This is a genomic window from Allobosea sp. 10L417 (genome assembly GCF_056395485.1).
In genome coordinates this window covers 235,100-257,904 of the sequence record NZ_JBFTJP010000003.1, presented here as the reverse complement: position 1 = coordinate 257,904, position 22,805 = coordinate 235,100, and the positions used below count along the sequence as shown (strand labels likewise).

General features: G+C 68.5%; 22 protein-coding genes and 1 riboswitch. Of the genes, 5 read left to right on the top strand and 17 right to left on the bottom strand.

All coding sequences use genetic code 11. The annotated features are described in order from the left end of the window. Position 1: 1 nt before the first annotated feature. Genes AC1DE3_RS11655 through AC1DE3_RS11625 form a run of 7 tightly spaced genes read right to left on the bottom strand, consistent with a single transcriptional unit; the run spans position 2 to position 7,881 of the window. The gene (locus AC1DE3_RS11655; RefSeq protein ID WP_441509441.1) at positions 2-634 is read right to left on the bottom strand and encodes a precorrin-8X methylmutase; all 633 of its coding nucleotides are present in this window, start codon (positions 632-634) and stop codon (positions 2-4) included. Then, positions 631-1,941 carry a precorrin-3B synthase gene (gene cobG, locus AC1DE3_RS11650; protein ID WP_441509440.1) on the bottom strand — a complete coding sequence of 437 codons (1,311 nt, stop codon included), beginning with the start codon at positions 1,939-1,941 and terminating at the stop codon, positions 631-633. The genes AC1DE3_RS11655 and cobG overlap by 4 nt, the downstream gene beginning before the upstream one ends. Continuing rightward, positions 1,938-5,450, bottom strand: coding sequence for a cobaltochelatase subunit CobN (gene cobN / locus AC1DE3_RS11645; protein ID WP_441509439.1), 3,513 nt, complete (start codon positions 5,448-5,450; stop codon positions 1,938-1,940). Before cobN ends, cobG begins: the two co-directional genes overlap by 4 nt. A gap of 9 nt (positions 5,451-5,459) precedes the next feature. Further along, positions 5,460-6,515 (bottom strand): cobalamin biosynthesis protein CobW, encoded by a 1,056-nt coding sequence (cobW, locus tag AC1DE3_RS11640; protein ID WP_441509438.1) that lies wholly within the window; start codon positions 6,513-6,515, stop codon positions 5,460-5,462. A 4-nt stretch (positions 6,516-6,519) separates the two neighbouring features. Continuing rightward, complete coding sequence (locus tag AC1DE3_RS11635) at positions 6,520-6,909, bottom strand: DUF1636 family protein (protein WP_441509437.1); 390 nt, start codon at positions 6,907-6,909, stop codon at positions 6,520-6,522. Positions 6,910-6,948: 39 nt separating this feature from the next. Then, positions 6,949-7,692 carry a CbtA family protein gene (locus tag AC1DE3_RS11630; protein WP_441509436.1) on the bottom strand — a complete coding sequence of 248 codons (744 nt, stop codon included), beginning with the start codon at positions 7,690-7,692 and terminating at the stop codon, positions 6,949-6,951. Between the two features lie 12 nt (positions 7,693-7,704). Beyond that, positions 7,705-7,881: a CbtB domain-containing protein gene (locus AC1DE3_RS11625; protein WP_441509435.1), complete on the bottom strand. Its 177-nt coding sequence runs from the start codon at positions 7,879-7,881 to the stop codon at positions 7,705-7,707. Positions 7,882-7,917: 36 nt separating this feature from the next. After that, positions 7,918-8,103: riboswitch (cobalamin riboswitch) on the bottom strand. Between the two features lie 147 nt (positions 8,104-8,250). Here AC1DE3_RS11625 and cobU point away from each other — a divergent pair. Both cobU and cobO read left to right on the top strand, forming a co-directional pair. Beyond that, entirely contained in the window at positions 8,251-8,763 is a 513-nt protein-coding gene (gene cobU, locus AC1DE3_RS11620) for a bifunctional adenosylcobinamide kinase/adenosylcobinamide-phosphate guanylyltransferase (RefSeq protein ID WP_441509434.1), read from the top strand. Next, the gene (gene cobO, locus AC1DE3_RS11615; protein WP_441509433.1) at positions 8,763-9,371 is read left to right on the top strand and encodes a cob(I)yrinic acid a,c-diamide adenosyltransferase; all 609 of its coding nucleotides are present in this window, start codon (positions 8,763-8,765) and stop codon (positions 9,369-9,371) included. Before cobU ends, cobO begins: the two co-directional genes overlap by 1 nt. A gap of 289 nt (positions 9,372-9,660) precedes the next feature. On the opposite strand, the gene AC1DE3_RS11610 is transcribed toward cobO, so the two are convergent. The 10 genes from AC1DE3_RS11610 to AC1DE3_RS11565 form a co-directional block, all read right to left on the bottom strand. Next, entirely contained in the window at positions 9,661-10,386 is a 726-nt protein-coding gene (locus AC1DE3_RS11610) for an aspartate/glutamate racemase family protein (protein ID WP_441509432.1), read from the bottom strand. Then, positions 10,383-11,531, bottom strand: coding sequence for a saccharopine dehydrogenase family protein (locus AC1DE3_RS11605; protein ID WP_441509431.1), 1,149 nt, complete (start codon positions 11,529-11,531; stop codon positions 10,383-10,385). The genes AC1DE3_RS11610 and AC1DE3_RS11605 overlap by 4 nt, the downstream gene beginning before the upstream one ends. Next, entirely contained in the window at positions 11,524-12,303 is a 780-nt protein-coding gene (locus AC1DE3_RS11600; protein ID WP_441509430.1) for an amino acid ABC transporter ATP-binding protein, read from the bottom strand. The genes AC1DE3_RS11605 and AC1DE3_RS11600 overlap by 8 nt, the downstream gene beginning before the upstream one ends. A gap of 14 nt (positions 12,304-12,317) precedes the next feature. Continuing rightward, complete coding sequence (locus AC1DE3_RS11595; RefSeq protein WP_441509429.1) at positions 12,318-12,980, bottom strand: amino acid ABC transporter permease; 663 nt, start codon at positions 12,978-12,980, stop codon at positions 12,318-12,320. Positions 12,981-13,076: 96 nt separating this feature from the next. After that, the gene (locus AC1DE3_RS11590; protein ID WP_441509428.1) at positions 13,077-13,904 is read right to left on the bottom strand and encodes a transporter substrate-binding domain-containing protein; all 828 of its coding nucleotides are present in this window, start codon (positions 13,902-13,904) and stop codon (positions 13,077-13,079) included. 124 nt (positions 13,905-14,028) lie between these two features. Then, positions 14,029-14,937, bottom strand: a complete 909-nt coding sequence (dapA, locus tag AC1DE3_RS11585) for a 4-hydroxy-tetrahydrodipicolinate synthase (protein ID WP_441509427.1) — start codon at positions 14,935-14,937, stop codon at positions 14,029-14,031. Positions 14,938-14,957: 20 nt separating this feature from the next. Further along, the gene (locus tag AC1DE3_RS11580; RefSeq protein WP_476779808.1) at positions 14,958-16,355 is read right to left on the bottom strand and encodes an aldehyde dehydrogenase family protein; all 1,398 of its coding nucleotides are present in this window, start codon (positions 16,353-16,355) and stop codon (positions 14,958-14,960) included. A gap of 13 nt (positions 16,356-16,368) precedes the next feature. After that, positions 16,369-17,652: an FAD-dependent oxidoreductase gene (locus AC1DE3_RS11575; protein ID WP_441509426.1), complete on the bottom strand. Its 1,284-nt coding sequence runs from the start codon at positions 17,650-17,652 to the stop codon at positions 16,369-16,371. Then, positions 17,645-17,908, bottom strand: a complete 264-nt coding sequence (locus tag AC1DE3_RS11570) for a 2Fe-2S iron-sulfur cluster-binding protein (protein ID WP_441509425.1) — start codon at positions 17,906-17,908, stop codon at positions 17,645-17,647. Before AC1DE3_RS11570 ends, AC1DE3_RS11575 begins: the two co-directional genes overlap by 8 nt. Further along, positions 17,905-19,062, bottom strand: a complete 1,158-nt coding sequence (locus tag AC1DE3_RS11565; RefSeq protein WP_441509424.1) for an NAD(P)/FAD-dependent oxidoreductase — start codon at positions 19,060-19,062, stop codon at positions 17,905-17,907. Before AC1DE3_RS11565 ends, AC1DE3_RS11570 begins: the two co-directional genes overlap by 4 nt. A 159-nt stretch (positions 19,063-19,221) precedes the next feature. Here AC1DE3_RS11565 and AC1DE3_RS11560 point away from each other — a divergent pair, with 159 nt between their 5' ends. From AC1DE3_RS11560 to AC1DE3_RS11550, 3 genes are all read left to right on the top strand, one after another. After that, entirely contained in the window at positions 19,222-20,106 is an 885-nt protein-coding gene (locus tag AC1DE3_RS11560; RefSeq protein WP_441509423.1) for a LysR family transcriptional regulator, read from the top strand. Between the two features lie 365 nt (positions 20,107-20,471). Further along, positions 20,472-21,092, top strand: a complete 621-nt coding sequence (locus AC1DE3_RS11555) for a TetR/AcrR family transcriptional regulator (RefSeq protein WP_441509422.1) — start codon at positions 20,472-20,474, stop codon at positions 21,090-21,092. Next, positions 21,089-22,744 carry an acyl-CoA dehydrogenase family protein gene (locus AC1DE3_RS11550; protein WP_441509421.1) on the top strand — a complete coding sequence of 552 codons (1,656 nt, stop codon included), beginning with the start codon at positions 21,089-21,091 and terminating at the stop codon, positions 22,742-22,744. Before AC1DE3_RS11555 ends, AC1DE3_RS11550 begins: the two co-directional genes overlap by 4 nt. Positions 22,745-22,805: the final 61 nt, after the last annotated feature.

Genomic DNA, 22,805 nt, shown 5'->3' with positions numbered 1-22,805 from the left:
CCTATTCCTTGTCCTGCGCGAGCGCATTGACGGCCGCTGCCGCCATGGCCGAACCGCCGCGCCGTCCATGCACGACGAGGCACGGCACGCGCCCATCCTCCGCCAGCGCTGCCTTCGATTCCGCCGCGCCGACGAAGCCCACGGGGATGCCGATCACGGCCGCCGGCTTGGGCGCGCCGGCATCGAGCATTTCAAGCAAGCGAAAGAGCGAGGTCGGCGCATTGCCGATCACGACGATGGCGCCGGCAAGCCGGGACTTCCACAGCTCCATCGCGGCGGCGGAACGGGTCGTGCCCATCTCAGCCGCGAGCGCGGGGACCTGAGGGGCGTCGAGCGTGCAAATGACCTCGTTGCCGGCCGGCAGGCGCGCGCGCGTCACGCCATTGGCGACCATCTTGGCATCGCAGAGGATCGGCGCGCCGCTCCTGAGCGCGGCCTGTGCGGCTTTCGCGAAATCCGCCGACATCTCGACGTCACCGGGCAGGTCGGTCATGCCGCAGGCATGGATCATCCGCACGACGACGCGCTCGGCCACACCGTTGAAGCGGGCGAGATCAGCTTCCGCACGGATGATTGCGAAGGAGCGCTCATAGATCGCCGCCCCGTCCTGAATGTAATCGTATGCCCTGCTCAACCCTGCGATCCCGTTGAACGCGCGACATTGGCCAGCCGCGCGTGAAACTCTTCTCCCGGCTGCAATCGCGCCAGCAGCGTCGAAAGGTCAAGCGTCGCGACCGGCTTGTCCCGCGCCGTGCCGCCGAACACGACGTCGTAGCGCCCGTCACGCCCGACCAGAGTGAGATCGGTGGCCGCCGGATGGGCGCAGGATTTGACACAGCCGGAGACATGCAGCGTCACGCCTCGCGCGAGCAGATCGGCGGCCGCGTCGGCGAGGATAGCCGCATCCGCCGTTGCCGGTGCCTTGGCGCGCGAGCAGGCGGGGCTGCCGGCGCAGGCCTGCACGGAAAGGCGCGGATCCTCTTCCCGCGTGATCAGGCCGAGGCCGTTCGCCCGTGTCATCAGCTTGTCGGCTTCGGCGCGGCGGAGATTGCGGAAGGCAAGCCCTCGCCAGGGCGAAAGCCGGATGTCGCCTGCGCTGGTCTCAATATCGGCGCCGAGCTTGTCGAGGGTGGCCGCATCGCACCGGCCGAAGGGTAGGCCGATGACCGCCGCGAACCGGTCCTCCCCCAGAGCGAGCAGCCCGGCGCGCAGCCCCCGGGGGCGGTAGGCATGTGCAGGCGCTTCCGGGAGCGTGCTCAGGCCGGTCAACCTCTCGGATGGCAGGTCGCGCAGGCGGCGGATACGGTCGGGAGCGGCGCTGCGCAGCGCTGCGAAGCCGCGCAGGATGGTGTCAACCGTCGCTGCGGCATCCGCTTCGGGGATTGGCCCACGCCACAGATGGTCCGCCAGACACAGGGTGACACCCCCGGCCCCGACGCCGACGATTCGGATGTCGGCTGAAAGGCTGTCCAGAGCCTGCGTGCCGCCATCATCGACGATAACGCTGAGCTTGGCCGGCAGGCCGGGAATCCTGCGGGCGCGCAGCTCGATCTGCCCGGCCAATGCGGCTGCGTCGATCAGGCCGTTCGAATCGCTGCCCGCCAGCGGCGAGACCAGCGTCAGCCGCTGTGGTCCATCACCCGCATGCTCATCGACGAGATGCTCCGCCAGCAGGCGCTCGACCAGCGCCGGATGGCTCGCGGGCGTCACCCCCCGGATTTGCAGATTGGCGCGGGCGGAGATTTCGACGAGTCCGTTGCCGTGCTCGGCTGCCAGAGCCGCGATCCGCCTCAGTTGTGAAGGTGTCAGCATCGCGCCGGGCGGATGGAGGCGCACCAGCCAGCCGTCGCCGGTCTCCATCGGCCTGAGGGTGCTCGGGCACCAGCCGCGTCGCAGCGCTTCCTTTCCGGCCTGCGGCGCTTTTTGCGGGAGCGCGCTCATTCCGCCGCCTCCCGCGCCAGGAAGGCGCCGACCGAGTTGCGCCGGCTGGTCCAGAGGCCGCGTCGCGCCGCCTCGGCCAGTCGCGAGCGGATCGAAGCGGCGGCCGGCGCATTGGCGCTTTCGAGAGCGGACCAGATCTGCGGATCGGCGCAATAGGCCTGGAAGACCGCTTCGAACAGCCCGTCCGCGACGGCCTCCGTGCTCGCCGCGAAGACGAAGAGCGTATCGACCGCCTCGGCCAGCTCCGCCGCCCCGCGCCAGCCATGGGCGAGTTGGGAAGCGATCCAGCGCGGATGCGTCAGCCGGCCGTGCACGATGCGAGCGATGTCCTCGGCCAGCGTCCGCGCCTTCGGCGCTTCGGGGTTCGAGCTGTCGAGGCTGTAGAGGGCAGGATCGGCGCCGAGCGCCTTCGCAGCTGCCGCGAGCCCGCCGATCACATCGGCGGCGCTGCTGGCTTCGAGAATGTCACGCCCGGCGGTGTCACTGACATGGATGAAAGCGTCGGAAGCCTTGATGCGGTCGATAAAGCCGGGGTCGGCCGTGGCCATGCCTTCCGGGCCGCCATAGGCATGGTCGGAGGCGGCGAGATAGGCGGCCCCCAGCTCCTGGCGCTCGGTCCAGTCGCCGTCGAGCGCTCGGTCCGCCATGGCGGCGCCATAGCGGCCGGGAGCCGCACCGAAAATGCGCGCGCCATGCCCGCCGCGGCGGCGGGCAGCGGCCGGCTCGTTCCAGTCGTCGGGCTCGTCCAGCGCGGCGACAGCCCGCGCCGCCTGGTCGATCAGCGCGATCTGCCCCGGAAAGGTGTCGCGGAAGGTGCCGGAAATGCGCACGGTCACGTCGAGACGCGGATAGGCGAGCTTCGGCTGTGGCAGAATACTGAAACCAGTGATGCGGGTCGAGGCATTGTCCCAGAGCGGCTCGACGCCCATCAATGCCAGCGCATGGGAGATGTCTTCGCCGCCGGAGCGCAGCGTTGGTGAGGCCCAGAGGTCCATGATGATCCGGCGCGGATAGTCGCCATGATCCTGCAGATGGCGCGAGACCACAGCCTGCGCCGCCAGTTGGCCCAGCCGTGTGGCGGCGCGTGTCGGGATCGCGCGGGGATCGAGCGTCGAGAGGTTGCGCCCGGTCGGCAGCACGTCAGGACGGCCGCGATGCGGCGAGCCGGCCGGGCCCGGCGGAACGAAGCGGCCATCTAGGGAGCGCAGGAGGTTCTCGCGCTCGTTGCGGGCGGAAGCCGGGTCGGCGTCGGACCGACCGAAGACGTGCAGCCCGTCGCGGAAGGGCAATTCGGCGATGTCGCAGAGATGGGCGTCGAGCCGGGTCAGGGCCTCGCTCATCTCCATGTCGGCTGCGACGCCGCAGGAGGCCGCGAGCCCGCTCGCCTCGGCCCGCGCCCGGATTTCGCTGGCGACGAGGTCGGCGCGGCGCGGATCGAGCACCTGCGCCTGCGAGAACTCCTCGACGAGATCGCGCAGCAAGGCGGTTTCGCCGGCGTCCTCCGTCTCGGCCAGCGGCGGCGGGAGGTGGCCGAGGGTGACGGCCGAGAGCCGTCGCTTGGCCGGCGCCGCCTCGCCGGGGTCGTCGACGACATAGGGGTAGATCACCGGCAGCCCGCCGACGGCAAGGCGCGGCCAGCAGCCGGCCGAGAGCGCCACGGCCTTGCCCGGCAGCCATTCCGTGGTGCCGTGCGTGCCGAGATGGATCAGCGCGTCGATGGCCTCGGATTGGCGCAGCGCGAGGTAGAAGGCGAGGTAGGTGTGGCCGGGTGGCGCGTCGGGGTCGTGATAGCGCGCCTTGCGGTCGGGCGTGGTATCGCGCGGCGGCTGCAGGGCTACGGTGAGGCATCCATAGCGTACGGCGCGGAAGCGGAAGGCGCTCTCGCGGCAGGTGGGATCGGCTTCGGGCGCACCGTGGCTGGCAAGAAGGGACTCGCGCGCCGCAGCGGGGATGGTGGCGAGCCATTCGCGATAGGCCGTGAGAGGCATGGAGAGATTGGTTGGCCCGGCAGTCAGTGCGGCCATCAAGAGCGAGCCCTCATCCTGAGGAGCAAGGCGCGAGCCTAGCGTCTCGAAGGATGCTCCAGAGCGCGCTGGATCATCCTTCGAGACGCCGCTGCGCGGCTCCTCAGGATGAGGGTTGAGAGCGGCAACAGCGTATCCCACCCCCGCCAACAATTCCCGGATCGCCGTCACGCTGGCAGGCGTATCGAGCCCGACGGCGAAGCCGGCCCGGCCGCCGCGCGCGGGATAGTCCGACATCACCAGTGCCAGCTTTCGCTCGGCCGCCGGTCTCCGGGCGAGAGCGATCCAGCCCTTCGCCAAATCGGCAAGCGCAGAGATGCCCTCTGCATCCGGCACGAGCCGGCGGATACTGAGCCCGGTCGCCGGGTCGGTTGCTTCGGCCTTGAACGCCACCGGAATTGCCCCGATGCGCCCGTCGAATTCCGGCAGCGCCACCTGCATGGCGAGATCGGCGGCGGAGAGGCCACGCGGCGAGGCTTCCCAGGCTTCGCGCGGGCTGCCCACCGGCACGGCCTGCAGGATCGGGCAATCGGCGCCGTCGAGCACGAAATCCGCGCCTTCGCGAGCGGAGAAGGCGGTGCTGGTGACGATCAGCGCCGGCTTTCGCACTGCGATCAGCGCTGCGAGTTCGGCGGTGACCGCGGGGTCCTTCAGGCTGGTCACCGCGAGCGGGAGGGGTGCGAGGTCGCGCGCGGCGAGGGCGGTGGCGAGGGCCTCGGCCATGGCCGTGTCGCCAGCCGCGACGCCGGATCGGTAAAGCAGGATCGGGACGAGTGGTTTGTCGGCCGGGATCGTAGCGAGCGCGTCGAGCCATGGCAGGGGTTTGCCGTCGCTGCCGAGCGCGAAGAACGATGGCAGCGGGAGTGGCGTCAGGTTGGATGCTCTTGGCGCCCGCGCGATATATCCTGCGATCCGCCCCAGCAGCCGCCGCATGTTCTCGGCGCCGCCGCCCGCCTGGAAATAGGCTAGCAGTTCCGCCGCGAACTCAGCCGGGACGGTCGCCTGCTCGCCCAGTCTCGGATCGTCGCGCTCGTCGCCGGGGAGGATCGCGAGCGGAATGCCGCGCGCGCGGCAGGCGATGCCGAGCTGCTCGATGCCATAGCGCCAGTAGTCGAGCCCGCCGAGGCAGCGCACCAGCACGAAGCGGCATTGCGCCGCCGTCTTCTCGATCAACAAATCGACCGAGAGCGGATGTCTCAGCCGCCTGAGCGGAGCGAGCCGCACCGACAGGCTCTGTCCGTCATGCTCGCCCTTGTGGCGAGGATCCACGTCTTTAACACGACCTTCGATAGGGGAAGGCGTGGATGGTCGGGACAAGCCCGACCATGACGAGGGCGGTTCCGCGTCGACGCGGGCCGCCACCGCCAGCGCGGAGAGGTCGCTGTCGGTGAAGGAGAGCATGAGCACGTCTCCCGGCGGCAAGGCGAGATCGACGGCGTCCTCGCCGTCGTCGAGCCTGATCTCGCTGGTCGGGAGAAGATGCATCGGTCCGGTTTACGCCCCCGCGAGAGCCGCTTCCACGGCCGTGAGGTCGAAGCCCTTGAGGCCGATCACGGTGAGGCGCCCGTCGCGCGGCTCGCTCGCGCCCCAGGGGCGGTCGAAATGATGCCCGACGCGCCGGCCCACGCCCTGCACGACGAGGCGCATCGGCTTGCCCGGCACGGCGCTGAAGCCCTTCAGCCGCAGCACGCCCTCGGCTTCGGCGGCCTTGGCGACACGCGCCGTCAGCTCCTCCGGTGAAAGCCCCGCCGGCAGCGGCACGGCGACCGAGTCGAAATCGTCATGGTCGTGATCATGCTCGCCCTCGCCATGATGCGAGGGGCGGGCGGCGAGATCGCTTTCGGCCGCGGCACCCAAGCCCACGATCAGCGCCGGCTCGACCTTGCCATGGGCGGTCTCGACGATTTTGATCGCCTTGGGCAGGTGCTCGGCGATCTCGGCCTTGACCCGTGCGCGGCCGGCCTCGTCGACGAGGTCGCTCTTGTTGAGCAGGATAAGGTCGGCGCAGAGGATCTGGTCCTCGAATACCTCCTCCAGAGGGTTGTCGTGCTCGACGGAGACATCGGCCGCCTTCTGCGCCGCGAGCGCCTCGGGATCATCGGCGAACTGGCCATCGGCCACGGCCGGTCCGTCGACCACGGCGATGACGCCGTCGACGGTGACGCGGGCGCGGATTGCAGGCCAGTTGAAGGCCTGCACCAGCGGCTTCGGCAAGGCGAGGCCGGAGGTCTCGATCAGGATATGCTCGGGCGGGTTCGGCCGGTTCAGGAGCTTCTCCAGCGCCGGCACGAAATCATCGGCGACGGTGCAGCAGATGCAGCCATTCGGCAGCTCGACCACGTCCTCGTCGCTGCAGCCGGCGATGCCGCAGCCCTTCAGGAACTCGCCGTCGAAGCCGAGATCGCCGAACTCGTTGACGAGCACGGCGAGCTTCTTGCCCTGCGCATTCTCGAGGAGATGGCGCACCAGCGTCGTCTTACCGGCGCCGAGGAAGCCGGTGATGATCGTGCAGGGCGTCTTGCCCAGGTTCGTGGTTTGCGGAGCGTTCATGATGTCATCCTTGCTGGCGCGCCGGCAAAGGCGGCACGCGTGCGACCACGCCCTTGCGGAAGGACTGCGGCCGCTCTTTCCAGGGAACGATGCCGTTGGCGCTGGCGGCATAGGCCTCCGCCGCGCCGACGATCTCGTCGAGATGGGTGTCGGTGTCGAGGTCGCCGATCAGATAGGTCCATTTGCCATCGGCGCTGAGCGCGATGGTGCAGGGCCGCTTGCAGACGGCGAGGCATTCGACAGGCAGCACCGGGATGGTGCTGCCCTTTGCTGCGAGCTGAGCGGTGAGACGCTCCGCGAGCGCCAGCCCCGGCTGGTCGTAACCCTCCGGGAGATCGGCGCGCGCCCGCCTGCAGGCGGTGCAGACATGGATAGTGAGGTCGCCCTCGGACATGACTTGCCTTTCGCGCGGAGCCCGGAGGCTCCGCTGCCTTCAGCGCGCGAGCGCGGCGCGCCGGCTGGCCCAGGGCCAGAGCACGCCGACCATGAAGGCGGTGGCGAGCCAGAGCGCAGCCTGGATGCCGAGTGACAGAGCCGCGAAATGCGCCGCAACCTCGGCCGGCACCTTGCTCTCCGGCGCAGCCGGATGCGGGGCGCCGATCACATGCGGGAGCAGGATCACGACGACGGCCAGCAGCTTGAGCCAGGGCTGCTCGAAGCGCAGGAACAGGAAGAGCCCAAGCGCCGTGGCGATAGCGGTGACCAGCCACCAGAACTGCCGCTGCTCCAGCGCTGCGGAAGCCGCGCCCGGCAATTCCGGCGCGAGCCCCATCGCGGGGGCGAGCCCGAGCGCCAGGAAGCCGCAGGCGCCCCAGACCAGGGCGCTACGTTGGTCGATCGTATCGCCGGCCGCGATCATTCCCGCGAGCAGCAGCGCGGCGAAGCCGATTGCGGTCGCGATCGTCACTGCGCTGGTGAAGAGCGTGCGCTGGAGGCCGTCCTGCGGCTTCCATTCGGCATGGTCGTGGCCGGGCGCATCGCCAGCGGGGCCATGCGCGAGGATGATCTTCGCCTCGCCGTCGAAGGCGGCGAGCGTCGGCGCCTGCAGGCGCAACGCCGCCTCATAGGTCTCGGCCTTGAGGATCAGCGGGGTGGTGGTGACATGCTGGAGGGCGGCGACGATCAGCCCAGCCAGAAGCCCGGCCAGAATGCTGACCGTGAGAACACGCGTAACCATGGATGCTTTCCCTCAGTGGCAGGGGAAGGCGAGACCGTGGCGGGTATCGTGCCCGGCGTTGTGAACGTTCGTCGAGGCCGCGAAGCCGGTCGTGTAGATCAGCGCGACGCCGATCACGAGCGCGGCGGCGGCTGCCTTGACGCGTTCCGAGACGCTGAGTTGAGTGGTGGAAACCGAAGCGGTGTTCATGGGGCTCTCCGTGGCCGCCCCGCCGGCAGCCGGTTGGATCGTTGCGGGTCGACGGCAGGTCTCCTGGCTCGCGGGTCTGATGTTCCCCACCGCCTTCCCGGAGCGAGCGCTCCAGTGGCCGATGGCGGGAAACACCCGCTTACAGTTGCGGGGGCAGCCGCGGTATCTCACCGCGTTCCCTTTTCACCTCCTTGCGGAGGCACCGTCATGGACCATCATTAGCTATCGGCGTGCCGCTGTGCAATGCAGTGCGCCGTGGCAGAAACGTCATTCTCGGGCTTGACCCGAGAATCTCGTACAGGAAGAGGCTCGCCCTTTCGGATGGAGATGCTCGGGTCGAGCCCGAGCATGACGGCATAGGACTTTTCGATGGAATTGCCCCACCTCACCCTCGTCCTCGGCGGCGCCCGCTCCGGCAAGAGCCGCCATGCCGAGGCGCTGATCGAGGCTTGCCCGGCCCCCTGGAGCTACATCGCCACCGCCCAGGCCTATGACGACGAGATGCGCGAGCGCATCGCCGAGCATCGCGCACGCCGCCCGGAGGGCTGGCAGACCGTCGATGCGCCGCTCGATCTCGCCGAGGCCATCGCCGTCCGTCCGGCCGGCCGGCCCATCCTTGTCGATTGCCTGACGCTCTGGCTGACCAACCTCATCCTCGCCGAGCGCGATACGGCCGCGGCGCGCCAGGCCCTGATCGCCGCCTGCGAAAGCGTCTCCGCGCCGCTCGTGCTGGTCGGCAACGAGGTCGGCCTCGGCATCGTCCCGGAGAATGCGCTCGCCCGCCGCTTCCGCGACGAGGCCGGGCGGCTGCATCAGGCGCTTGCGGCGCGCGCCGGCCGCGTGGTCTTCATGGTCGCCGGATTGCCGATGCGAGTGAAATGATGACCGACACCGAAGACACCGCCCGCCACAAGGCCAAGATGGAGAAGCGCAAGGCGGTGCAGGACGCCGAGGTCGCTTCCAAGACCGTCGAGAAGGGCCTTCTCATCGTCAACACCGGCCCCGGCAAGGGCAAGTCAACGGCGGCCTTCGGCCTGATCTTGCGCGCGCTCGGACATGGCTGGCGCATCGGCGTGGTGCAATTCATCAAGGGCGCCTGGTCGACCGGCGAGCGCAAGGCGCTGGAAACCTTCGGCGATCAGGTCGCCTGGCACAGCATGGGCGAGGGCTTCACCTGGGAAACGCAGGACAAGGCCCGTGACATCGCTGCCGCCGAGCGCGCCTTCGCGAAGGCGAGGGAGCTGATGGCCGACCCCGAAATCCGGCTCCTGGTGCTCGATGAGCTCAACATCGCCCTGCGCTACGACTATCTGCCGCTCGCCGACGTCGTGTCGACGCTGGTCGCTCGCCGCCCAGACCTGCACGTCGTCGTCACCGGCCGCAACGCCAAGCCGGAGTTGATCGAGGCGGCCGACCTCGTCACCGAGATGACGTTGGTGAAGCACCACTTCGCCGCCGGCGTGAAGGCGCAGCAGGGCATCGAGTTTTAGTCACTCGGCCCATCTCGCGCGCCGATTGGCCCATGGCAGCGGAGGGCCGGGACACGGCGCGGGGTGGCGCAAGCTACCGCGGAGCCTGGATGCCGAGGCTGCGGCACATCTCCGCCTCCCGGTCCCGCACGAAACTTGCGTAGTCCCGCAGATGGACGCCATCGCTGAAGGCCGAGCGCGACCCCCGCATCTCCGCTGCAGTCTCGCGCCTAGGGACATGCCTAGTCCCGCCTTGCGAGCACTTCAATCAATAGCGAGACCAAAAGCCAGCGGCGCTCCTCGTCAAACCTTAGCGGAAGCGCGGCGGCGCGATCGCATGCCCGAACCATTCAACGAACCCGATGACGTCGAAGACCGGCCGCCCGGTGGCAGCAGCGACCGCCGCCGAATGCGGCGGAAGATTCGTGCATTCGCAGAGGATCGCGCCGACATTCGGATGGCGGCGGACCAGCGCGCGGGCGGCTGTCACGACTTCTTCCTCGAGCTTTGCGACGTCGGACACGCCGCCGCGATTGCCATAGACCTGGCGGAACAGGCTGTCCGGAGGCAGCCCCTCGATGGGAGTGTCGGGACGCACCCCGACGGCGGCCAGATGGCGCGCCGTCAACGCCTCCGCGGCGAAGGTGAGGATGCCGACTTGCTGGCCGGCGGGCAGCATGGCCTCGATCAACGGTGCCTGCAGCAGGCTGCTCGTGGCCACGGGAACCGGGAGTGCGGCGGCCAGCTCTCGCTGCAGCAGCGCCAGAAAACCGCAGCTGGTAGCAATGCCGCGCACCCCGCAAGCGACGAGATCGAGGGCGGCGGCGATGAAGGGCTCGAGGAATTCTTCCGGGCGACCATGGACGATGGCCGCGGGATCGGCGCCGCGGACGACCCGGAACTGGACCGGGAAAGGCCAGGTGCGGCCGTTGCCGATATCGCCCGGCAGGCGTTGAAAATGGGTGTCGAGCATCAGGACCCCGATGCTCAGATCGTTCACGACCGCGCCCAGCCGTCCGGACCCAGAGCCGTTCATGGATGCACTCCCTGCAAAACGCGACCGGGGACAGGTGCCGGCGTCTCGAAGAACCAGGCAAGGAAACGGTTTTCGCGCAGGAGATCCAGAGGAATGTCCTCCTGCGCAAGGAGGCCTTGGCGGCCTATTTGCCCGAGGCGCAACAGATCGAGCACCGCGGCGACATGGGAGGCAGCGGTGCGCCGCATGGCGCCGATCGCGGCGTCGCCGATCTCTAGCGGCTCGACCTCGCGCAGGAAGTGTTCGTGGGGCGCACCATCCGCGTCACGAGACGCTGCGGTGATCGAGATCAGCAGACGATCATCGGTGATCTCGGGCAGCGCGTTGAGGAAGAGATTGCGCAGCAGATAGACGCGGTCGCGCAATTTCAACTCGTCCAGCAGGAACGCCATCTGTTCGGCGTGCCCGGGATAGCGGATGGTATGCGAGATCAGATTCCCGACCTTGCCGGCCAGGCGCTCGCGAAGCGTAGCCGGGATCGCGCCTGAGACGAAAACCTCGTAGTCGCGCGATCCGAGATGCAAGGGGCTGCAGCGGGACAGCGGCGCCAGCCCGGACTCGCGGCCGTCGACGAGCGCAAGCGAGGCGCGCGTATATTCGCGCAGGGTGGCGTCGACATCCCAGACCAGCCCGTAGCCCAGGCGCCCGGCGGCCGTTCGCGGCAGAGCGCCGATCCGGACGTCGATATCCGGCAGGCCCGGGCAGCGCGAGGCGAGATCGAGAACCAGGCCCGAGACGAGCCCCGGCGAGATGCCGCATTGCGCGATGAAGCAGCCTGCGGCGGCGTTGGCCTCGTGCTGGACGGCTTCGAGCGCGGCTCCGTCATCGCCAAGGTCGAGATAGTTGCTTCCGCTGCGGCGGGCGGCCGCGGCCACCATGGGCGTCGCCGAGGACGGCAATGCCGCGACCACGGCATCGGCCCCGGTCAAGAGCCGGTCGAGCTGGGCTGCGTTGGCCGGATCGGCTTCCGTCAGCGGCAGCGCAAGGTCCTTGGCTCGCCTGCGGCCGGGCTCGGTCGGGTCCGCGAGCAGGAACTCGAATTCCGGCTTTCCGCGCAGGAGGAGCGCCAGCGCCGTGCCGATCCGGCCTGCACCGACGATGACGACCTTGAAGGGCCGGGCGTTGCTTGCCTGCGGATCAGCCATGGAAGCGCGCGAGAAAGGTCTTGAGACGCTCGTTGTCCGGGTTGTGCAGGATGCGGTCCGGGCTGCCCTGCTCGGCGATGCGCCCGGTTTCCATGAAGACGACACGATCGGAAACCCCGGCCGCAAACGAGATCTCATGGGTGACGAGGACCATGGTCATGCCCTGTTCGGCAAGGTTGCGCACGACGCCCAGAACCTCTCCTACGAGCTCAGGATCGAGCGCGCTGGTGATCTCGTCGAGCAACAGAGCGTCCGGCTGCATCGCGAGGGCCCTGGCGATGGCCACGCGCTGCTTCTGCCCGCCCGAGAGCTGGTCCGGCCGCGCGTCGCGCTTATCGGCGAGGCCGACCTTGGCGATGTAGTCCATCGCGATGTCGATGGCCTCGCCGCGCGGCTTGCGCTGCACGGTCATGGGGCCTTCGATCACGTTCTCCAGCACGGTCATGTGCGGGAACAGGTTGAAGTGCTGGAACACCATGCCGACATGGCGCCGCAATTCGCCAAGACCGAGAAGCTGGCCCGTGCCGCGGAATGTCGGGCCGACGCGGCGGCCGCGGAACAGGACCTCGCCGGTGTCCGGCACCTCCAGCATGTTCATGCAGCGAATGAAGGTCGATTTGCCGGAGCCGGAGGGCCCGATGATCGAGACGACCTCACCGCTGGTCAGCGAGAGATCGATCCCGTGAAGGACGGTGAGCGCGCCGAAGCGCTTGGTGATGCCGCGCGCTTCGAGAACGGTCTCGCGCAGGCCGGGCATGGCAACGGAGTTCATGGAATGGCTCTCGCTCAATGGCTGCCGCGCGTCCGGCTCTCGACGATGTCGGCGAACTTCGTGATCGGGAACAGGATGGCGAAGTAGAGCAGCGCGAGGATGGTGTAGGATTCCAGCGGGCGATAGGTCTGCCCGTTGACGATGCTGGCCATGTAGGTGAGTTCCGCCACCGAGATCACGGAGATGAGCGAGGTGTTCTTGAACTGCGTCACCGACTGGTTGATGAAGGCCGGCATCATCCGGCGGATGGCCTGCGGCAGCACGATGCGCCGCATGACCTGCCAGCCCGACATGCCGATGGCGGCGCCCGCCTCGGATTGCCCCTTGTCGATCGAGACGATGCCGCCGCGGAAGACCTCGGCGTAGAAGGCCGCGGCATAGAGCGAGAGCGTGATCAGCGCCGCCGCCCAATTCGCGAGATCGAAGCCGAGCAGCAGCGGCAGGGCGTAGTAGATCCATAGCAGCTGCACCAGCAGCGGCGTGCAGCGGAACAGCTCCTGGAAGCCCTGCGCCAGCCAGCTCAGCGGCCCGATGCCGGAAAGCCGCGCGAAGCAGAGGAGCAGCCCGAGGACCAGCCCGATGGCGATGGAGGCCACGGTGTAGACGATGGTGATCCACGCGCCCCAGAGGAACAGATCACTCGCCTGGAAGATCGGGGCGAAGCTCCACGTGTACATATCATGCCAGCCTTTTGTGAAGGCAGCCCTCGAGCAGGATGCGAAAAGCCGGAAGCCGGTTTTCGCGAATATCCTGCTCTGGGGGCTGCTCCTGCCTTAACCGCCGAAGCCGAAGCCTTCGGGCATGTCGTCGAGCGTGATGCCGAAGGGCGCGAGGCTCTTCACGATCCAGGTCTGGTTGTTGCCGATGCGGCGGTTGTATTCGGCCCAGGCCGAGATGAAGGCGCGCGACTTCTCGTCGGCCTTCCAGTTCATGGCGACCACGGAGGGCGTCGACAGAACCGGAGACGGCACCATCACCTTGCCGATGCCGCTCGCCTTCTTGCTCATGACGAGGCCGTTCAACATGGTGTTGACGAGACCGTCTGCCTTGCCTGTGACCACCGCCACGATCGCCTCGTCGCGGGACTTGAAGCGCAGCATCTTGGCCTTCGGCAGGTATTGCTGGGCGATCAGGTCCTGCGAGGAGCCCAGGTCGACCGCGAAGGTGTATTTCGGGTCGTTGAGCTCGGCCCAGCTCAGCTTCGAGAGCTCCGCCTTGGGCGAGACGATGACGAAGCTGTTGAAGTAGGTCGGGTTCGAGAACGCGACGGAGAGGGAGCGCTGCGGCGTCGCCGTGACGCCAAGCGCCAGATCGACCTTGCCGCTCTGCACGTCGAGGATGGAATTCGGCCAGCTCGACTCGACGACCTCCAGCTTGACGCCGAGGGTGGTGGCGATGTCGCGGGCCATCTCGATGGCGAAACCGCGCCATTCGCCGGACCGCGGGTCCTTGTTGAAGTAGGGATCCTCGTTGATGATCCCCGGTATGCGCAGCACGCCGCGCGAGCGTATGGCGTCGATGGTGTCTTCGGCCCGGGCCGAGGCTTGAAGTGCCAGCAATCCCAGGCTGGCTGCGCAGATGGCGCGAATGATCGATTTCATGAGCTTTCCACTCCGTTCCCTTGCCGATGTTTTTCGGTCTTGCGCTGGTGGTTAGGACGACGAGAGCCTAGGCGACGCACTTGCGTGGACAATGCGAGAGTAGGTCGTCGTCCTACCGGCTTTCTTATATGTTCGCTCGGCTCTCGAACGATTGCAGGCTTGCTTCCAGCGCCTTGCGGCTTTCCGGGCGCAGCGCTGCGAGCGGCGCCCGCAGCTCCGGGCCGATCAGGCCGGCGCGCGCGAGTGCCGTCTTCACCGGCACCGGGTTGCTCTCGATGAAGAGATGGCCGACGAGGTCGAACAAGGCGTTGTGGATGCGGCGCGCCTCGCGCGGGTCTCCGGCGTACCAGGCCCGGCACAGCGCGACGACCTCGGCGGGCAGCAGGTTCGAGGCGACGCTCGTCACGCCGTCGGCGCCGAGCGCGAGGAAAGGCAGCGTCAGGCCGTCGTCGCCGGAATGGATGACGAAATCCTCGCCGAGTGCCAGCCGCAGCTCCGTGATCCGTTCCGCCTTGCCCCCTGCCTCCTTGATGGCGACGACATTGGAATGCGCCGCCGCAAGCCGCGCTGCGGTCTCCGGCGCGATCTCGACGCCGGCGCGTCCCGGCACGCTGTAGAGCATGATGGGCAGGCTAACCGCGCCGGCGATGGCGGAGAAATGGTCGAACAGCCCCTCTTGCGAGGGCTTGTTGTAATAGGGGGTCACGAGCAGGAGGCCGTCGGCGCCCGCCGCCTGGGCACGCTCGGCCTTGCCGATGGCGAGCCGCGTCGCGTTCGAGCCGGCGCCGGCCATGACGAAGACGCGTCCGGCAGCCGCCTTCACCGTGGTGCGGATCACAGCGTCGGCCTCATCCTCGCTCAGCGTCGCGGCTTCGCCTGTCGTGCCGACCGGGACGAGCCCGGACACACCGGCCGCGATCTGCGCAGCGACGAGCTTCTCGAGCGCGGGAATATCGAGCGCTCCGTCGCGGAAGGGCGTGACCAGCGCGGTGAAGACGCCAGTCAGGCGCCGGCGCAGTTCGGGATCGATCATCTTGTTGGCTCCTTGCATCATCAGTCGATGACGACCTTGGTTTCGCTCATCTCGCGCAGGGTCATGTGGATGCCCTCGCGGCCCAGTCCGCTCGACTTGATGCCGCCGAACGGCACATTCTCGGCGCGGAAATCCGGCCCTTCATTGATCATGACGCCGCCGACGCGGAGCCGGCGGGAGACCCGCTTCACGAGCGCATGGTCGTTGGTGAAGAGCCCGGCCTGCAGCCCGTAGGCGCCGCCATTGATCTCGGCGATCACAGCGTCGGGATCGTCGAAGCGGCGCACGGCGAGCACCGGCCCAAACGTCTCGGAACGAACGAGTTCCGTCTGGGCCGGAACGGCGTCGAGCAAGGTCGGCGCGAACAGCGTGCCGCGGCGGTTTCCGCCCGCGACGATCCGGGCGCCGTCCGCGACGGCGAGTTTCACACGTCGTTCGACTTCCGCTGCCGCCGGCTCGTCGATGACGGTGCCCATGGCAGTCTCGGCATCGGCCGGATCGCCGGTGGTGACCTTCGCGACGCGCGCCGCGATGCGCTCGATCATCGTCTCGCGGATGGCGTCGTGCAGATAGAGCCGCTTCACGGCGGCGCAGCTCTGGCCGGCGATTTCGAAGCGGTGCGCGATCGCGACGTCGGCGGCGCGGTCGAGATCGGCGTCCGGCATGACGATCAGAGGGTCGTTGCCGCCAAGCTCCATCAGGCAGCGGACAAGGCCAGAGGCGTTCTTCAGCGCCAATCCCGCCGTCGGCCCACCCGTGAAGCTGAGCAGATCGATGTCGCCGCTCGCGATCATCGCCGCGACATCGGCGCCGCCATGGACGATACCGAACAGGCCGTCCGGGAAGCCCGCCTCCTCGGCCAGCTCTGCGAGGCGCTGCGCAGCGAGCGGAGCCTTCGGCGAGGGTTTGGCGACGACGGCATTGCCGGCCGCGATGGCGGGGCCGAGTTTGTGACAGAGCAGGTTGAGCGGATAGTTGAACGGCGTGATCGCTCCCAGGACCCCGGCAGGCTCATGCGTGATCACGGCCTGCTTGTCCGGCGCTCCCGGCACGATGGCAGTGGGCAGGACCTCGCCATGCAGGACGGTGACGGCGTCGCCGCTCAGCCGGAGCGTGTTGCGGGCGCGGCGGACTTCGTTGCGTGCCTCGGCGATCGTCTTGCCGACCTCCGCGCAGATCGTCCGGGCCATCGCCTCCGCCTCGTCCTCGAGGCGGCCGGCCAGGCGATAGAGCAGTTCCTTGCGTTCCGCGGGCGTGCTGAAGCGGAAGCTGGACCAGGCCTTGCGCGCCCGGCGCAGGGCCTCGGCCACCGCGACCTCGTCCGCTCCGCGGACCTTGCCGACGAGGGCGCCGTCGAACGGATTGGTCACCTCGACCATGGAGGCGGCGATAGCCCGGGCAGGCTTGGCGAGGGACATCGTCACGGTCAGATCACTCCGTTTCATCATCTGTCAGGCGGGCGAGCGCCGCGACCGAAACCGGTCGCAAGGGCCAGCGCGGGGGAGTTGCGGCCGGCAATGGCCGGTCTCGCAGGGCTGCGATCATCGGGCCGCAGAAGCGGCCCTGGCAGGCACCGAGGCCGAAGCGCCCCATCAGCCGGATCTCGCGCGGCGAAGCGTCGTCTGCCAGGGCGGCCAGATCCGCGCAGCTGCGTCCTTCGCAACGGCAGATCACGGTCTCGGGCGCAGGCACCACCGGCTCGCTGTGGAGCGCTTGTCCGAGAGCGGCCTGAAAGCCCCGTGCACGCTGCAGGCCGCGTTGCACTTGCGAAGCGTCTGTGCCTGCCAGGCCGAGGCGGGCAAGCATCTGCATCGCCGCGCGTCGACCGTCGAGCAGCGCGGCATCGGCGCCGAGCGCTTCCCGCCCATCCCCGGCGAGCAGGACGGGCACGGCCGCGTCGGGGGCCGGCAACGGAATCCCGGTGCGGTTCGGGGCGATGCCGTCATGGATGAGCAAATGCCGCACGCGCAGGGTGTCCTGCGTCTCCCCAACGCGGATGCCGACCTTGAGGCCTGGGCCATCAGGCTCAGCCCGTGTCACGACGGCTCCGCAGCGGTAGGGCACGCGGCTGATGGCAAGCGTCGCTGCATAGGCAGCCGCCTCGGCCATCGGCGCCCATGACGCGGCGAGGCGGGCCAGAGCCCTTGCGGCGCGCCATGGCCGGCCGCGCTCCAGCACGGCGACCGGGGGATTGCCGGCCTTTGCGAGCTGGGCCGCGAGGGCGGGCAGCAGCGGTCCGCTGCCGGCCACCAGGATCGGGCCCTCCGGAGGGCGGCCCGTTTCCTTGAGCAGGACCTGCGCACCGCCGGCCGTCATGACGCCGGGCAGTTCCCAGCCCGGGAACGGACAGATCGTCTCGACGGCACCGACCGCGATGATCGCTCCCCGGGGGCGGTGCGCAAAGACGTGGCCGGCACGACGATCGTCGAACAAAAAGCGACCCTCGCCGTCGACGCCGAGGAACACTGTTTGCGTCCGAACCTCGATCCGCTCGGCGGAGCCCCGGAGTCGCGCCGTCAGCTCCGTCCAGTTGCGGCGGTGACGAGCGGGCCGCCAGACATGGTTTTCGCCGGCAGCCGGCTGGCGATGGATGGCGCCGCCGAGCTGATCCCGCTGCTCGACCAGCATGACGGGCAGGCCGGCCTCCGCGATGGCGGCAGCCGCGCTGGCGCCGGCCGGACCGCCGCCCACGACGAGGACAGGGCCCTTATGCATGATCGGCTCCGACCGCAGGTAGCGCGCCGAGCCGGAGGCCTTCGCTAGCGAGCGTCAGGCAGGCCTCGACCGGCGCCGCACCTGCGACCGCGACGACGCAGCCCTGGCAGGCGCCGATCCCGCAGAACATCCGTCCGCCGGGCGCGTCGTTGGACTGGCCGAGATCGGTGATCCCGACCCGGAGCAGCGCTGCGGCGATCGTCTCGCCCGGCTGGAAAGCCACCGGCGCGCCGTTCCAGAGAAAATGGCTGGTCATGCGTGGGCCTCGACGCGAGCGAAGCGTTGCGGCGACAGAGCGGACAGGTCGGTTTCCGGCTTCTCGCCCAGCAGCAGGCGGGCAGCGCAGGCACCCATGAACGGTCCGAGGCAGATGCCGTCGCCCTCGAAGCCAGTCGCAATGACGACGCCTTCGCGATACGGGTGCAGGCCGACGATCGGCAGGCCGTCGCGGGAGGCGGTCCTAACCCCGGCGAAGCTGCGCAGGACGCGGCGACCGGCGAGCGGCGGGTAGAGATCGAGCGCCTCACGCAGGATCGCCGCGATGGTCACGGCATCGGTGGCGTGGTCGCTGCGATGGTCTTCGCGGCTGCCGCCGATCAGGAACTGGCCCGTCATCAGCGGGTCGATCACCAAGCCGATATGGGCGTTGTCGCGGACGATGCCGCGTTTGGCGGCGAGATACGAAGCCGCCATCAGATGGCCGTCGATCGCAGGTCCTGCCGTGCTGGCACGGTCGGTGACGACCATCTGCCCCTTGCGCGGGATCAGAATCTCGCCAAGGCCGAGCAGCGGAGCCGAGCCGATCCCCGCGGCGACGAGCACGGCATCGGCTGCGAGCAGCTCGTTCCGGATCGCGACGCCGCCGACGCGCCCAGCCCGCATGACGATCTCGGACACGGGCGCATTGCGGCGGATGCTGACGCCGCTCTTGTGCAGGAGGCGCTCGGTGATCTCATAGCCCAGCGCATGCCCGTCATCGGGGATTTCGAGCGCTGCGCAGACGCTGGCACCCAGCCCCGGAATGCGATCCAGCAAAGCCGTGCGGCTGATTTCGACGACGCGCTCGCCCACCGCGGCGAGGTCGGCGCCATGCTGGGCGACGAGATCGGCCTCGATCGCCGTTCGTGCGACGAGGAAAGTCGAGCGGCGATGGAACAGGCCGCGAAACAGGCCATCCCGCTCGCTGCGGACATAGAAGGCCCGGGCGTGGCGGGCCAGATCCATCATCGGACCCGGCCGTTTGCTGGCGACCGAGACGGCGCCATCCGACGCGCCGGTCGCGCCCGCAGCTGGCCCAGAGGCGTCGAGCAGCGTCACCCGCGCACCGGCGGCAGCCAGAAAATGGGCGGCCGCTGCGCCCACGATCCCGGCGCCGATCACGGCGACATGAATGGATGAAGAAGAGGCCATGCCCGGAGCGGTTCGTCCCGTAACGCGATGGCCAGAACCTCGTTCGCTTCTCCTGCCGGGTCGATGCAAATGATCCGGGCCGACTTGCCTCATTGTTTGCAAGTGGCGGAAGGAGAGCTGTTGTAGGAAGGAATGACGGGCCGGCCGGCGGAAGGGACCATGCGCGAAGCCAATCTGACGCTCATCCAGACGTTCTTCATCGTTGCGCGCGACGGCTCCTATTCCGCCGCGGCGCGCAAGCTCGGCATGAGCTACCAATCGGCCGCCAACCATGTGCGGCGCCTTGAGCAGTTGCTGGCGGAGCGACTGGTCGTCTCCGAGCAGGGCGCCAAGACGGTGACCCTGACGCCGCGTGGGCGCAGCCTCTACAAGCTGTTGCTGCCCGAGCTCGATACTGTGCTGACCCGGCTCGACCGCACGCTCCAGAAGGAGCGTCCCGTGCTGCGCATCGGCCTGCCGCAGGCGATCTTCTTCTATCTGATGCCGCCGATCCTGGCGCAGTTCCGCACGCTTTTCCCGCAGGTCGAGATCATCGCCTTCGAGCGCGATACCGCTCTTCCGGAGATGATCCGGGACGGCAGCCTCGACCTGTGCATTACGGAGCGCTATTTCGGCGACCCCAACGTGCCGCAGCACCTTGTCTGCACATACCGGCCGGCGCTCGTCCTGCCGCGCGAATGGGGGACGCCGCCGCGGGGGGAGATCAGGCAATGGGTGCAGGGGCGCCCCTTCGTGACCTATGAGCCCGGCCAACTGCTGCGCAACCTCGCCATCGATTATCTGCAGCCGGACGATACCGAGATGGAGATCGCGATCTCGACATCGGGCAGCTCAAGCGTGAAACGCTGCGTCGAAGCCGGTCTCGGCTACGCGATCATTCCCGCCTGGTGCATGGATGGCAGCGAAACCACGATCACCGTGATCGATTTGCCGGAACTGCCTGAAATTCCGATCTATTTCGGCGAAGCCAGCTTTTTGGCGCGAAACCCCTACGTCGTCGCGCTGCGTCGACTTTGCGTCGGTTTCACATCCGCGATGGGCTAGCAACGCGCCACCTAGGCTCGCTGCGATCCGATCCGGCTCGTCGAACCGCTGCTGCGCCTTGCGAGATCGGAAGGCGGCACCGCAGCAGCTTGCCGTGCAGCCGTGGCGGCGATGCCGCGGATGCGCTCGCGGCTCGAATGCGGCTGCTTCAGTCGGATGGCATAGCGGCTGCAACGCACAGGCTCACGGTCGAACTCGCTGATGCGACAGCGCATCCCGTTATTTTCAGGTCCGCTCCGGCCGCGCCAGCAATAGGCCAGGTTCAATGGACCCCTCCCAGAGCCCGCACGCTTCGCGCCGCTTGACGGGTGCTGGATTTGCTCTCAGATTGAATTTGAATTCAGATTCAAAACTCGAGGCGGGCCATGCCTGTTGCCACACCGAGACAACCGCGCAAGGTCGGGAAGCGCGAGGCGATCCTCTCCGCCGCGCGGGGCATCGTCTCGGAGGTTGGCTTCCAGGAGACATCAATCGCAGCCGTCGCTGCCGCCAGCGGCGTATCCACAGGCAGCGTCTATTCCTATTTCTCGTCCAAGGCTGAGCTGATGGCTGAGATCGTCGCCATCGTTTCGGCGCGCGAACTCGCCGTGCTGCGCGAGATCGCCGCCAGCGATGCGCCCGTTGCCGAACGCCTGACCGCCGCGGTCGAGGCTTTCGCCCGGCGCGCCTTCGCCAATCGCCGCCTGGCATGGTCGATGATTGCCGAGCCCGCCGATCCGGCGGTCGACGCGACGCGGCTCGACTATCGCCGCGAGATCGCCGGCATCTTCCGGGCACTCGTCCTCGAAGGCGGCGAACAGGGCGCTTTCCGCCCCGTCGACCCCGACGCCGCCGCGGCGATGATCGTCGGCGGGTTCATGGAGGCGCTGATCGGCCCGCTTTCGCCGGAGCGTGCCATCACCTCGGAGCGCGGCCGCGAGATCGCGGCGGCTCTGGCAGATCTCTCCCTTGCCGCCCTCATCAGCCGTGAAGGACAAGCTGCATGACCGCTCTCGACCCTTACGGCTACGACACCCATGAAGTGCTGAACCAGGCGCCGGCGCTGGCGGATTACGATGCCTTCGCGGCGGACCCCGCGCTCGGACGCATCCTCAATGCCTTCGGCGCGGGCTGGTTCCGCGAGCAGGCGAGTGTCGTCGGCGGCCATGTCGGTTCGCAGCGCGTGCAGGATCTGGCGCGGCAGGCCAATCGCAGCCTGCCGGAATTGCGCACCCATGACCGCTGGGGCCGGCGCGTCGACCAGATCGAGTTTCATCCCGCCTGGCACGAATTGATGGGGCTCGCGATGCGCGACGAGTTCCATTCGCTGTGCTGGACGAAGCCCCGGCCCGGCGCGCAGGTGGCGCGTGCCGCGGTTTCCTATCTCTGGAACCAGGGCGAGAACGGCATCTGCTGCCCGCTCGGCATGACCTATTCGGCAATCCCGGTCCTGCAGCGCGATCCCGAGCGCTGGGCGGAGTTCGGCCGGCTGGTCACCTCGTCAGACTACGATCCGCGCCCGCTGCCGGCGGCGCAGAAGCGCGGCGGCACGGTCGGCATGGCGATGACCGAGAAGCAGGGCGGCTCGGATCTCCGCCAGACCCAGACCGTGGCGACGCGCAATGCCGACGGCACCTATGCGCTCACCGGCCACAAATGGTTCTTCTCGGTCCCGCATTCGGATGTGTTCCTGACACTGGCGCGGACGGAGGAAGGCGTCTCCTGCTTCGTCGTGCCGGGCTGGCTGCCGGACGGCTCGCGCAACCGGCTGCAGATCCAGCGGCTCAAGGACAAGTGCGGCAACAAGTCGAACGCCTCCTCCGAGGTCGAATTCCGTGGCGTCATCGCCCATCTCATCGGCGAGCCCGGTCACGGCATCCGCGCCGGGCTGGAGATGAACCACTATACGCGGCTCGATTTCGCCGTCGGCTCGGCCGGGCTGATGCGTCACGCCGTGGCGCAGGCGGCGCATCACACCGCGCATCGCCGTGCGTTCCAGAAGGCGCTGATCGACCAGCCGATCATGACGAATGTCATCGCCGATCTCGCGCTGGAAGCAGAGGCCTCCGCCTGGCTCGCCTTCCGCTTTGTCCACGCGCTCGATCGCGAAGGCGAGAGCGAGGCCGAGAAGCTCATCGGCCGCATCGGCGCGCCGATCGCGAAATACTGGAACTGCAAGCGCGCCACGCCGGTCGTCACCGAGGCGCTCGAATGCCATGGCGGCAACGGCTTCATCGAGGACCATCTGATGGCGCGGCTCTATCGCGAGGCGCCGCTCAACGGCATTTGGGAGGGCACGGGCAATGTCGTCTGCCTCGACGTGCTCCGCTCGATCCGCCGCTATCCGGATTGCGTGGCAGCCCTGCTCGACGAGTTGCGCGCCGCGCGCGGCAACGATCCGCGCTACGATGCTTTCCTCGCAGAGTTGGAGACCGATCTCGTCGACGTGCTCAAGCATGAGCATCTGGCGCGCCGCTTCGTCGAGCGCATGGCGCTGGCCTTGTCGGCCGCGCTGCTGATCCGCCATGCGCCCCATGCGGTCGCCGATGCTTTCGTCGCCTCGCGGCTGGCCGGTGGCTGGTCCGGCCATTTCGGCTCGCTGCCTGCGGGAGCCGATCTCCAGGCGATCGCGCGTCGCGCCGTGCCGGTTCCGGATTGAGGCCGAAAAACCGAGATGCATGCCACGCGTCATGCTCGGGCTTGACCCGAGCATCTCATGC

Coding starts and splice junctions, on each gene's coding strand:
- cobG (WP_441509440.1), bottom strand. CDS start 1,941: ATGAGCGCGCTCCCGCAAAAAGCGCCGCAGGCCGGAAAGGAAGCGCTG.
- cobN (WP_441509439.1), bottom strand. CDS start 5,450: ATGCATCTTCTCCCGACCAGCGAGATCAGGCTCGACGACGGCGAGGAC.
- cobW (WP_441509438.1), bottom strand. CDS start 6,515: ATGAACGCTCCGCAAACCACGAACCTGGGCAAGACGCCCTGCACGATC.
- AC1DE3_RS11635 (WP_441509437.1), bottom strand. CDS start 6,909: ATGTCCGAGGGCGACCTCACTATCCATGTCTGCACCGCCTGCAGGCGG.
- AC1DE3_RS11630 (WP_441509436.1), bottom strand. CDS start 7,692: ATGGTTACGCGTGTTCTCACGGTCAGCATTCTGGCCGGGCTTCTGGCT.
- AC1DE3_RS11625 (WP_441509435.1), bottom strand. CDS start 7,881: ATGAACACCGCTTCGGTTTCCACCACTCAACTCAGCGTCTCGGAACGC.
- cobU (WP_441509434.1), top strand. CDS start 8,251: ATGGAATTGCCCCACCTCACCCTCGTCCTCGGCGGCGCCCGCTCCGGC.
- cobO (WP_441509433.1), top strand. CDS start 8,763: ATGACCGACACCGAAGACACCGCCCGCCACAAGGCCAAGATGGAGAAG.
- AC1DE3_RS11610 (WP_441509432.1), bottom strand. CDS start 10,386: ATGAACGGCTCTGGGTCCGGACGGCTGGGCGCGGTCGTGAACGATCTG.
- AC1DE3_RS11605 (WP_441509431.1), bottom strand. CDS start 11,531: ATGGCTGATCCGCAGGCAAGCAACGCCCGGCCCTTCAAGGTCGTCATC.
- AC1DE3_RS11600 (WP_441509430.1), bottom strand. CDS start 12,303: ATGAACTCCGTTGCCATGCCCGGCCTGCGCGAGACCGTTCTCGAAGCG.
- AC1DE3_RS11595 (WP_441509429.1), bottom strand. CDS start 12,980: ATGTACACGTGGAGCTTCGCCCCGATCTTCCAGGCGAGTGATCTGTTC.
- AC1DE3_RS11590 (WP_441509428.1), bottom strand. CDS start 13,904: ATGAAATCGATCATTCGCGCCATCTGCGCAGCCAGCCTGGGATTGCTG.
- dapA (WP_441509427.1), bottom strand. CDS start 14,937: ATGATCGATCCCGAACTGCGCCGGCGCCTGACTGGCGTCTTCACCGCG.
- AC1DE3_RS11580 (WP_476779808.1), bottom strand. CDS start 16,355: ATGTCCCTCGCCAAGCCTGCCCGGGCTATCGCCGCCTCCATGGTCGAG.
- AC1DE3_RS11575 (WP_441509426.1), bottom strand. CDS start 17,652: ATGCATAAGGGCCCTGTCCTCGTCGTGGGCGGCGGTCCGGCCGGCGCC.
- AC1DE3_RS11570 (WP_441509425.1), bottom strand. CDS start 17,908: ATGACCAGCCATTTTCTCTGGAACGGCGCGCCGGTGGCTTTCCAGCCG.
- AC1DE3_RS11565 (WP_441509424.1), bottom strand. CDS start 19,062: ATGGCCTCTTCTTCATCCATTCATGTCGCCGTGATCGGCGCCGGGATC.
- AC1DE3_RS11560 (WP_441509423.1), top strand. CDS start 19,222: ATGCGCGAAGCCAATCTGACGCTCATCCAGACGTTCTTCATCGTTGCG.
- AC1DE3_RS11555 (WP_441509422.1), top strand. CDS start 20,472: ATGCCTGTTGCCACACCGAGACAACCGCGCAAGGTCGGGAAGCGCGAG.
- AC1DE3_RS11550 (WP_441509421.1), top strand. CDS start 21,089: ATGACCGCTCTCGACCCTTACGGCTACGACACCCATGAAGTGCTGAAC.